General features: G+C 51.4%; 1 pseudogene. It reads left to right on the forward strand.

The window, feature by feature from the left end:
- A pseudogene (locus J0A66_RS23265) lies at positions 1-278 on the forward strand (anthranilate synthase component I); the annotation flags it as partial.

A 278-nucleotide genomic window follows, 5' to 3' on the forward strand; every position in this document is an offset into this window, starting at 1 on the left:
GTCGAGACATTGATTGTCTCAAGCCGCTATCAGGCTGACCCTTTAAATCTCTATCAACGGCTCTGTCATAACAAGGCCAACAGCTTATTGCTAGAGTCCGCAGAAATCGACAGCAAAGATGACTTGAAAAGCCTGCTATTGGTGGATGCCGCACTCAAGCTAACCTGTCACGGCCAAACCGTTAGCGTGCAGGCTCTGACAAATAACGGCCAAGCGCTGCTGCCGCTGTTGGTTAAGCAGAGCCAGGCCAGTCAGGTTCAACAAGCCAGTGACGACTC

The sequence above is a fragment of the Bowmanella dokdonensis genome (assembly GCF_017254865.1).
GTDB lineage: Bacteria > Pseudomonadota > Gammaproteobacteria > Enterobacterales > Alteromonadaceae > Bowmanella > Bowmanella dokdonensis.